This window comes from Pseudomonas sp. 24 E 13 (genome assembly GCF_900004715.1).
Taxonomy (GTDB): Bacteria; Pseudomonadota; Gammaproteobacteria; order Pseudomonadales; family Pseudomonadaceae; genus Aquipseudomonas; species Aquipseudomonas orientalis_A.
Window position 1 is genome coordinate 1 of sequence record NZ_CVTO01000163.1, and the last position, 9,462, is coordinate 9,462.

Annotated in this window: 6 protein-coding genes; all 6 read right to left on the reverse strand. The window is 63.7% G+C overall.

The genetic code is table 11. The annotated features are described in order from the left end of the window. Positions 1–380: two-partner secretion domain-containing protein (locus BFP90_RS26820; RefSeq protein ID WP_139114960.1), on the reverse strand; the 380-nt coding region annotated here is incomplete at its 3' end. Positions 381–411: 31 nt separating this feature from the next. Further along, positions 412–2,121, reverse strand: coding sequence for a ShlB/FhaC/HecB family hemolysin secretion/activation protein (locus BFP90_RS26825; RefSeq protein ID WP_083203345.1), 1,710 nt, complete (start codon positions 2,119–2,121; stop codon positions 412–414). 528 nt (positions 2,122–2,649) lie between these two features. After that, complete coding sequence (pgaD, locus tag BFP90_RS26830; RefSeq protein WP_065894072.1) at positions 2,650–3,132, reverse strand: poly-beta-1,6-N-acetyl-D-glucosamine biosynthesis protein PgaD; 483 nt, start codon at positions 3,130–3,132, stop codon at positions 2,650–2,652. 2 nt (positions 3,133–3,134) lie between these two features. Beyond that, complete coding sequence (pgaC, locus tag BFP90_RS26835) at positions 3,135–4,475, reverse strand: poly-beta-1,6-N-acetyl-D-glucosamine synthase (RefSeq protein ID WP_065894071.1); 1,341 nt, start codon at positions 4,473–4,475, stop codon at positions 3,135–3,137. Positions 4,476–4,477: 2 nt separating this feature from the next. Then, positions 4,478–6,475: a poly-beta-1,6-N-acetyl-D-glucosamine N-deacetylase PgaB gene (pgaB, locus tag BFP90_RS26840; protein ID WP_065898455.1), complete on the reverse strand. Its 1,998-nt coding sequence runs from the start codon at positions 6,473–6,475 to the stop codon at positions 4,478–4,480. Positions 6,476–6,487: 12 nt separating this feature from the next. Next, positions 6,488–8,968, reverse strand: a complete 2,481-nt coding sequence (gene pgaA, locus BFP90_RS26845) for a poly-beta-1,6 N-acetyl-D-glucosamine export porin PgaA (protein ID WP_065898456.1) — start codon at positions 8,966–8,968, stop codon at positions 6,488–6,490. Positions 8,969–9,462 lie beyond the last annotated feature (494 nt).

Consider the following 9,462-nt stretch of genomic DNA (forward strand, 5'->3'; position numbering starts at 1 on the left):
ATGACGCTGGCCGCGCCGCCCTTGAGGTTGGGGTTGCCGACAATGATCCCGCCCAGTTGGGTGTTTTGCAGCGCGCCGTTGGCGTTGTTGAGAATCACGCCGTTGGGGCCGACGTTGTACTGCTGGAACTGGTTATGGGACAAGCCTGCGCCGTTCGGTGTGGCGATGTTCACCACCGGCACGCCATTGCCCGCCGCGCCCACCGTGGTACCTGGCGCACTGACCACGATGCCCTCGGCCTGGGCCAGCAGCGGCTGCCAGAACAGCGCGTTGGCGAGGATCAGCGCCAGCCCGCGTTTGGGCAGGCCGAAGAACGCGTTTCGCGGCTTCAGGGCGGCGGAAGGTTGGCGGGCCAGGAAGGCAAATTGTCGAACGTCCATTTTCAGTTTCTCGCTGCGGCGCAACGTTGAATTACAGGAACAAATCCAGGCGGAAGTAGATCGGCGCTTCGCGCTCGGTGACGACTCCGGGTCTTTCCAGCGAGTGGGCAAAGGTCACGCTGGTGCTGACGTTCTTGCCACGGGCGAACAGCTCCAGGGAGTTGCTGGACACGCGGCCATGAACGTTGTCGTTGTAGCGGTCGTTGCGGATCACGCCCTGGTCGTAGCCGACGCTGGCGCCGTATTCGAAGAAGGCCGGGCGCATCCAGTCGAGGGTCACCGGGCGCGCCCAGCGCACTTCATTGCGCCAGTAGCCGCCGCTGTCGCCGGTCAGCAACTGGTCCTTGAAACCGCGCACCGAAGCCGAGCCGCCGAGGCTCATGCGCTGGGGCGAGAACAGCGGGTCTTCACTGCGTTGGCCGGTGGCCAGGCTGCTGAAGCTGAACGACTCGCCCCACAGGCTGAACGGTTGCAGGTAGCTGACGGTGGCGGTGTATTTGCGGTAGCGCGAGTTCGGCTGGCGGCGACCGAAGGCGTCGCGCTCTTCCTGGGACTGGGCGTCGAGCAGGCCGATGCCGTTTTGCATGCCCAGGTCCAGGTTGACGAAGGCCGTGCCGATACGCCGACCGTGGTTGACGCCCAATTGCAGTTCGCTGAGGCGGTTGCTGCTGGGCGCGGTGCGCACGTCGAGGATGTAGTTGTTGGTGCGCAGGTGCGCCAGGCCGACGTTGACCGAGGTCTTGCTCACGTCGTCGCGGTGGATCACTCGCTCGGCGCGCAGTTGGTGGTTCTGGTTGTCGCCGTCCTGCTTGTATTTGAAGTCGTCGGTCACGCCGAAGGTGCGGTAGTCGCTCTCGCTGTAGGTGTAGCTGAAGTTCCACCAGCCCCACGGCACGTTGTAATAGAGCATGGTGTTTTTCGAGGTTTTCTGGTGGTCGCTGATGGCGTCATGGCCGCCGCGCAGAATCAACTGGTCGCCCAGGCCCAGCGGGCTGTCCCATTCAAGGCCGGCGCCCCATTGCTGTTCGCCGGTGCTTTTCTGGCCGTCGTTATTGCGCGACAGGCTGGCGCGCCAGGGCTTTTGCGCGGTGTTCTTGACCACCACGTCGCTGCCGCCGACTTGCTTGCCGGGGGTCAGTTCCATTTGCGCCTGTTTGGACGGCAGGCGGTTGAGCTGGTCCACCAGTTGCTCGATCTCGCGCAGGTTCAGCGCTTCGCCGACCTTGCCGGGAAACGCCATGGCCAATTCGCGTTCGGTCACGGTGCTGCCTTCGGCGCTGCGCAAGGCTTCGAGCTTGCCTTCCACCACCAGCACTTGCAGGTGGCCGGTGGAGAGGTCCTGCTGCGGCAGGTAGGCGCGGCTGGTGACGCGGCCTTTGCCGAGGTAGTAGTCGGTGATGGCCTTGAGCAGGTCGTTGAGCTGGGACACGCCCAGGCATTGGCCGACGTAGGGCTTGAGCAGGCGCTCGCGCTCGGAGGCCGGCAGGCTGTCGGCGCCTTTGAGTTCGATGTCTTTGATCGGGAAGCAACGGGTGTCGGCGGGCGTTGCGGGGGCCTGAGGCTTGTCCGCTTTGCCGGGCAGGTCCTTGAGTTCTTCAAGGCGCCGCTGTTGCTCTTCGAGCAGGCGGTTCTGCCGATCGCGGATCAGGTCCTGGTCCCCGGGGGTGGGGGCGGCGAATGCAGTGTTCAGGCTCAGGCAAGTGAGCAGGAAGGTGCATAGTAGAAACCGAGTCCGTGGCATTGGCATGTTCGATCCGTCGAAAATCAAGGGCCGGGAAGCTAACATCGAACGTCCGGCCGTCCTAGATACGGAGGCTGTCGGGTGTTCGAGCGTGTTTCCGATTAACCTAATGATTAGTAACAAAAAATAATTATCGAACAGTGACCGGCCTGATTACTGAGACGTTCAATCCGACCGGCGGCAACTGTTTCGAGGGCTATTCGACTGACACACAGTGATCGCCATTATTTAGCCATCAGGTTTCGTCGAGTTAGGGTTAGTGCCGGGGATCGGAGGAAAGTTCGCGGCGGTTTTGTGATTTGAGTCCCATTTATCGGAAATCCAATCAGATTTTTTGAACCCGTGCGCACTCACAGCGCTGGAGATGATCGTTCCCACGCTGTGCGTGGGAATGCAGCCCGTGACGCTCTGCGTCACCTGTACGTATTGAGCTGTCGTAGGGACGCGGAGCGTCCCAGGCGGCATTCCCACGCGGAGCGTGGGAACGATCAAACCACATCCACATTGGGTAGTGCAGGGCTGAAGATATCAGCCAAGGCCCTTGTCTTTTTCCGAGCCGGGCACCAGGGCCAGGCCGGGGCGTTCGACATCGCGAGAGACGTGGGATTTGATTTCCCCCACGCCACCCTCTTCATCGTTGTGAATCACCAGCACGCCGGGGCGGCGCAGTTGTTCCAGGTCGCCCTCGCCCAGGTTGAAGCTTTCACTCAAGTGCTGGTCGCTGAGGGCATTCGCCTCGGCGCGACGCTGGGCGAATTTGCGGCCTTTGCGTTGCTGGTAGCGCGCCCAGGCAATCAGGATCACGGCGTTGAACAGGGCGATCCACAGGTAGATTTGCAAGGTGTTGAGCGCAGCGAAGATCGGCGCTTCCAGGCGCGGGCCGCCGTGGGTTTCGAGCATGGCGTTCATGCCCCGGGCCAGCAGCCAGACCAGGCCGGCCCAGGCCAGCAGGGTAAGCAACACATCGATAATCCACATCGCCAGGTTCTGGCGGGTTCTGACCAGTTTCATCGTCACGCCTCCTCTTGGGCAGGTTTGATACCACGGTCCGGGCTGACCCAGCGGGCGCGTTTCTGGTGCTGGTTGAACAACACCTTGGGAAAGCTGACCAGGGTGGTGAACAGGCTCACCAGCCAGAACACCATCGGGTACCACACGGTCCAGAACAGGGTTTTCCACAGGTCTTTTTCGTAGCGCCGGTCAATCAGGATGCTCACCGCGAACTGCAGCAGGCACACCATCGCCAGCACCAACCCGGTAAACGCCGGCGGCACCAAGGAGTCGACGGTAATCGCCTGCGGCAACACCATGAATTTGCCCAGGCCCCAGAACACCACCGAGAGCAGGAAGGTGAACGCCCAGCCGGTGGACAGGCAGTATTCGAACAGCAGCGGCCACAGGTAGCGATGGCGCCATTGCCAGATGCCACGGATATTCTTGAACAGCACCTCAGCGCCGCCCTGGGCCCAGCGCAGGCGCTGCTTCCACAGGCCGCCAACGGTTTCGGGCATGAGAATCCAGCACAGCGCACGCGGTTCGTAGAAGATCGCCCAGTGATCGAGTTGCAGCTTCCAGCTGACATCGATGTCCTCGGTGATCATGTCGGTGCTCCAGTAATCGATGCGGTCCAGCGCCTTCTTACGGAACGCCACCACCACACCCGACACCGTGAAGATCCGCCCGAATACGCGCTGGGTGCGCTTGATCAGGCCGATGATCGAAGAGAACTCGCCCACTTGTACCCGCCCGATCAGGGTCGACCGTGTGCGCACACGCGGGTTGCCGGTGACGGCGCCGAGGCGCGGGTTGTCGAGCATCGGCGCGACCATGTAGGCCGCCGCGTTTTTGTCGAGCAACGCATCGCCGTCGATGCACACCAGGTATTCGCTGCGCGCCGCCACCGCGCCCATGCGCAGGGCCACGGCCTTGCCCTGGTTCTGCGCCAGGTGCAGCACGCGCAGGCGTGGGTGTTGCAGCGCCAGCGCGTCGAGTACTGCGGCGGTGTTGTCGCTGGAGCCGTCGTTGACCGCGATCACTTCGATGTTCGTGTACACCTGGGCCAGGGCGGCCGCCATGGTGTCGGCGACGTTATCGCCTTCGTTGTAGCAAGGGACGATGATCGAGATCAGCGGGTTGCCGGCCAGGGTCGGCGCCGGCGTGTCTTCCTCCCACGGCCAGTGGCGTTCCCAGTGCAGCCAGAAGTACAGGCCGCCGGCGATCCACAGCGCGGACATGAACAGCGGGTAGAAAAACACGAAGTCCATCAGGAACTGCCCGGTGACCAGGAAGATCAGGCCCAGGGGCACACCCAATACCAGTGCCAGCACGAATATAGCCAGGATTCTGTCGAACATGATCAAGGGTTCCACTGGTTGGAAAGGGCCGGACGTACAGTCTTCAGGTCCGGGGAGTTTTCCAGGAAGTTGTCCGGGTAATAGCCAAAGCTCTTGACCCCCTGGCGTTTGAGCACGCCCATCCATTGCGCCAGTTGCTCAGCGCTGATATCCGGTGCGGCTTTGGTGCGCCAATCTTTGGCTTGCAGCTCGAAAACGGTTTTTTCCATGGCGCCCGGGCGGGCCTTGACTGTCGCCACCAGTTTTTCCAGCCAGGCATTGGAGGTCTTCACTTCCTGGCCTTCCATCAACGGCATGGCCATCGGCGCGGTCCAGTCGTAGGCCTGCAGGAAGTCATCGAGGTTCTGCGCGAACCAGGCCTCGCTGTCCGGGTTGAGCATCGGTTCGGCGAAGATATTGCGCGCGGTCTGCACCTGCGGCCCGGCGATGGCGCGGACCTTGGTGGTCAGCTCCTGGGTGAAGTCGATCAGGTAGCGGCTCTTGAAGCGGGTCCAGCGTTGCAGCGTGGCGGGATCGGCGCGCAAGGCGGCGACAGTGTCCGGCAGACCATTGGCCGCGTACGCCTTGAGCGCGGCGGGGCTGGCGTCTTCGAAGTCCGAGAGCACGGCGTCGTCGTGGTACAGCACACCGTCGATGGCGCTGTTGCGGGCCAGGTCCTCGTAGATCTCGCCGATGATTTTGCGCACCTGCGGGTCGAACGGCGACAGGCGTTTGTACTGGTCAGGGTCAGGCCCCAGCCTGGCGGTTTGCGGGTCCCAACGGGTCACGCGTGGCAGCTTGGGGTCTAGGGCGAAACTGAGCACGGGCATCCAGGCATACACGGCGGCGTGGGCACGGGTGTGCAGTTGCCAGGCGACGCGGTTGAACAGGTCGGCGCGCACCGGCAAGTGACGGTTGGGGAAGTAGAGCGAGTGCACCAGGCCGTCACCCTTGGGGTCGGCGAAGGCTTGCAGGAATACGGTGCCGGCGCCCATGTCCACCACGCGCTGCACCAGTACGTCGAGGTTGCGCGCCTGCTGGGCCGGGTCCGGGTCGTAGACGTTGTCCAGGTCCACATGCAATACGCGCATCGGTGCCGGGGTCTGTGCGGCGACGATGCTGTTGGCGAAATGCTCGCCGTCCGGGTCGGACGCCACCAGGAAGCGCGGGCTGTTCATCAGATCACTGGCGCTGTCGAGGCCGTCTTCCAGGGTCAGGGCCATCTGATAGCCCTGCTCGCTGACGACGGCCAGGGAGGTGCCTTTGGCCGCGCCGTATGGCCATACCCATACCCGAGGCGCCTTGCCGGTCACTGTGCGGATTTTTTGCGTGATGGCCGCGACGTCCGCACGCATCCGCGCCTGGAATTGCGCGTCGGTTTCATAGCGTTTGGTCGCCGGGTCGTAGCGCAGCGAGGTCGCCGCCGGCTCGAGGTTGCCCTGGGGGTTCGCCAGAATCCCGGTGTGGCTGGCGTCGGTATGCGCGGCGATTTCCACCAGGCCCGACTGGGACACTTCACGAATCTGCTGCCAGGTGAGGAATTCTCCACGCGGGCGCGGTGACCCGGCGAAGTCCACCGGTTTGTTCAGCGGCGTGTCGATCCAGTAGCCCACCGGCGCCAGCAACGCAGGCCAGTGGTAGGCGCGCAGAATCGGCATCACGCGGGTGTAGAAGCTGGAATAGCCGTCATCGAAGCTGAGCATGATGGCTTTGGGCGGCAGGGCCGGGCCGCCGTTGCGCGCAGCCAGGATCTGGTCGACGCTGACCGCCTGGTAGCCGTTCTCGCGCAGCCAGGCCAGTTGCTCGATCAAGCGTTCGGTACGCACCGCCACCACCGCCTGATCCGGGTCGCGATCATTGACGTCATGGTAGGCAATGCCCAGGAAATGGTTTTTCGGCCACGGCGCTTCGTTGAGCGCGGTTGGCCGCTGCGCGGGTGGGGTATAGGGCGCGGGTTGCTGGGCGCACGCGGCGGCCAGCATTAGACCCAGGACCAACAAGCAACGGCTGAGGACGGTCATGGTCAGGCTCTTCTAGAAACGGTAAGTGAGGTCGACGAGCAGACGCAGATCGCGTTCGCGGTCGCCGTCATAAGGTCGGCTGATCAGGCTGAGGTTGGCGCCCATTTCCAGTACGTCGTTCCAGCGAAAGCGCTGGCCGTAACCGATAACGCCGATGCCGCCGGTGGAATAGTCGCGCTGGCTGTAGGTGCCCGCGCCGATCTGGAACTGCTGGCTCCACTGGGTCTCGTAGCGGTGATAGAGCACGTGGTTGACGTTGATCACGGGCAACACCGTGAAGTCCGACTTCGGGTTGAAGTACGCGGTGTCTTGCTTGCTGTTGCGGCTCGCGCCGACTTCCAAGCCCAGGTCGACTTGCACATGGGGCGAGCTGTAAAGGCCCTCGCGGCCGCTGAGCAGCGCTTCGACGCGGTCGTTGCCGTCACTGAAGTGCGACGGGCTGAGGGTCAGTTTCCACTCGCGGCTTTCATTGGCGCGCCAGCGGATAAAACCACTGCCGCCATTGGCCGTGACGCCGTCGTTCAAGGCGCGCAGCGGCGTGGTGGTGAGCAGGTAGCCGACGCTGCCGCCGTACTGCCAGTGGTCGTTGATGTCGCGGGCAATCGACACTGCCGCGCCTTGTTTGGCGCCGTCGCCGTAGGAGTGATTGGACACCTCGGCTTCGATCGTCATGTCGCGGGTGCGACGCTCCACGCCCACGCGCTGCCAACGGTGCTGGCCGGTGCCTTCGCTGAAGTCGGCGGTGGCGTAGCCGGCACCGGCGAACAGGCGCCAGTCTTCGTCGATGGGCGGCGTGTAGATCACGCTTTCAATTCCCCAGTCGCGGCTGCCGGCCACGGCGCCTGCGTCGTTGTTGTTGCCGCCGCCGTAGCTCTTGCCGGTGTAGGCCTCGACGCGCAATTCGGCCATGTCATGCACATCGCGCAGACGACTGAGGCGTTGCACCTGGCGGTTGTCCGGGTTGCGCGCGACCACGTCGTCGGTGAGGGCGTCCATCTGGCGCCACTCCTGCAGGTCCATGGCGGTGTAGGCCTGGGACACTTCCAGGCCGATGTCGCGGGGCGCCTGGGCTTCGGTTTCCTTGAGGGTGCCTTCGGCGCGGCGCGGCCAGTCACGGGCGCGGTACATGTCGGCCTGGGCGATGCGCAGGCCGATATTGCCTGGCGCCTTGGCCACCAGCGCTTCCAGGTTGGCTTCGCTGCCCGGCAGGTCGCCGCCGAAGGTGCCGGCCTGGGCGGAGAGTTGCTGCGCGTCCATCCAGTTGTCGTTGGGGTTGCCAATCGGCAAGCCCTTGAGTTCGACGCGAGGCTTCTGTTCTTTGGCCAGGGTGTCGGCGACCTGGCGGGCGTCCTCGACCTTGTCACTTTCCAGCAGGGCGTAGAACAACGCGGTGCTGTCGTCGACGCGGTAACTGGCGTCGGCATCCGGCGCACTCAACACCTGGCGATACAAGGGTTCGGCTTTTTCCGGCTGGCGCTGGTCGAGGTACGAGGCGGCCACCCAACGCAACGCGTAAGTGGGCAATTGCACGCCTTCAGCGTTGAAGGTCTGGTACTCGCGGATCACCTCGGCGGTACGTGCCCTGGCCTTCAGTGCGCCCAGGCGGTCGATGCGCCAGCGCACCACGTCGTCATGGGCGCCGGCGTCCGGGGTCCAGCGTGCGATCAGTCGGTCGTAGTCATTGAGCGCGCGGTCGGCGACCACGTAGCGTTCTTTTTCGGTACGCGTGGCGAACTCGGCGATGCGCACGCGCTCGGCGGCCAGGTCGCCTTCCAGGCGGCGCTGGGTCACCGCGTCCACCAGGCCCGGACGCCTGGCCGACAGGCGCAGGGCAGCTTCCGGCAGGCGGGCCTTTTGCAGCGCGACGATGTATTCACGCGCCACGTCGGGCTTGTCGCCGGCACGGATAAAGGCCTGGTCGAACTCGAACAGTGCGTCGTAGTTCAGGCCGGCGCGGGTCAGCGCATAGCCCAGGGCCATGCGGCGGTTGGGGTCATTCGGTTGCGCCGCCACCAGCGCGCGCAAGCGTTGCACCGCCTCATTGGCCTTGCCGCCATCGGCCTGGGTGAGCGCCAGGCCCAGTTGCAGGTCGATATTATTCGGTTCGCGCAGCAGCGCCTGGCGATAGACCGCCTCGGCCTGGGCCCACTGCTTTTGATTGCGATAGGTGCGCGCCACCGTGGCCAGTGCCTGGGTGGTCAGGTTGCGATGCTTGCCCTGTGCCTCATACACCTTCACCACTTCCGCGTCCTGCCCGGCCCAACCGGCAATCACCAGGTGATCGCTGACCTGGCCTGGCGTCTGGCGCTCGGCGGACAGTTGACGCAGTTGGGTCAGTGCCGGCGTGAAGTGACCGTTGCGCGCCTGGATGATCAGGGCGTCATAGGCAGGGTCGGCCACGGCATAGGCAGGCATCAGCAATTGGCTGCACAGGCCTGCTGCGATGAGCAGCCGCAACCGGCCTGAAGCGCTGAGTGGAGGGATTGGCAACATGTCGTCGGCTTCCTTACAAGGAAAGCCGCAACGATGGGTGATCCTGAGCGATGTGCATCAGGGTGTCGGCGTCTCGGGACCCGACCTAGCTTTCCTGGGGCAACTATCTCTTAGCCAGGCAGGGCCAAGGGCAATTCAGAACAATTGTTCAGAATTGGCTGACACAGATTCTTTGCCAGGCACAAAACAACTGTGGGAGGGGGCTGGCCCCCGATAGCGGTGGGTCAGCCACAGATAAGCTGACTGATACACCGCCATCGGGGGCAAGCCCCCTCCCACATTGTTAACTGCATTTCAGAATTATTGCGCGCCGCCCATTGCACCGGCTTTGGACATCACGAAGCTGATGAACTGCTCGTCGGCCACACCGCTGACCGGCTGACGGGGACTTTTGCCAGACACAAAACAAACTGTGGGAGGGGGCTTGCCCCCGATAGCAGTGGGTCAGCCACAGATAAGCTGACTGATACACCGCCATCGGGGGCAAGCCCCCT

Coding starts and splice junctions, on each gene's coding strand:
- pgaB (WP_065898455.1), bottom strand. CDS start 6,475: ATGACCGTCCTCAGCCGTTGCTTGTTGGTCCTGGGTCTAATGCTGGCC.
- pgaC (WP_065894071.1), bottom strand. CDS start 4,475: ATGTTCGACAGAATCCTGGCTATATTCGTGCTGGCACTGGTATTGGGT.
- pgaA (WP_065898456.1), bottom strand. CDS start 8,968: ATGTTGCCAATCCCTCCACTCAGCGCTTCAGGCCGGTTGCGGCTGCTC.
- BFP90_RS26825 (WP_083203345.1), bottom strand. CDS start 2,121: ATGCCACGGACTCGGTTTCTACTATGCACCTTCCTGCTCACTTGCCTG.
- pgaD (WP_065894072.1), bottom strand. CDS start 3,132: ATGAAACTGGTCAGAACCCGCCAGAACCTGGCGATGTGGATTATCGAT.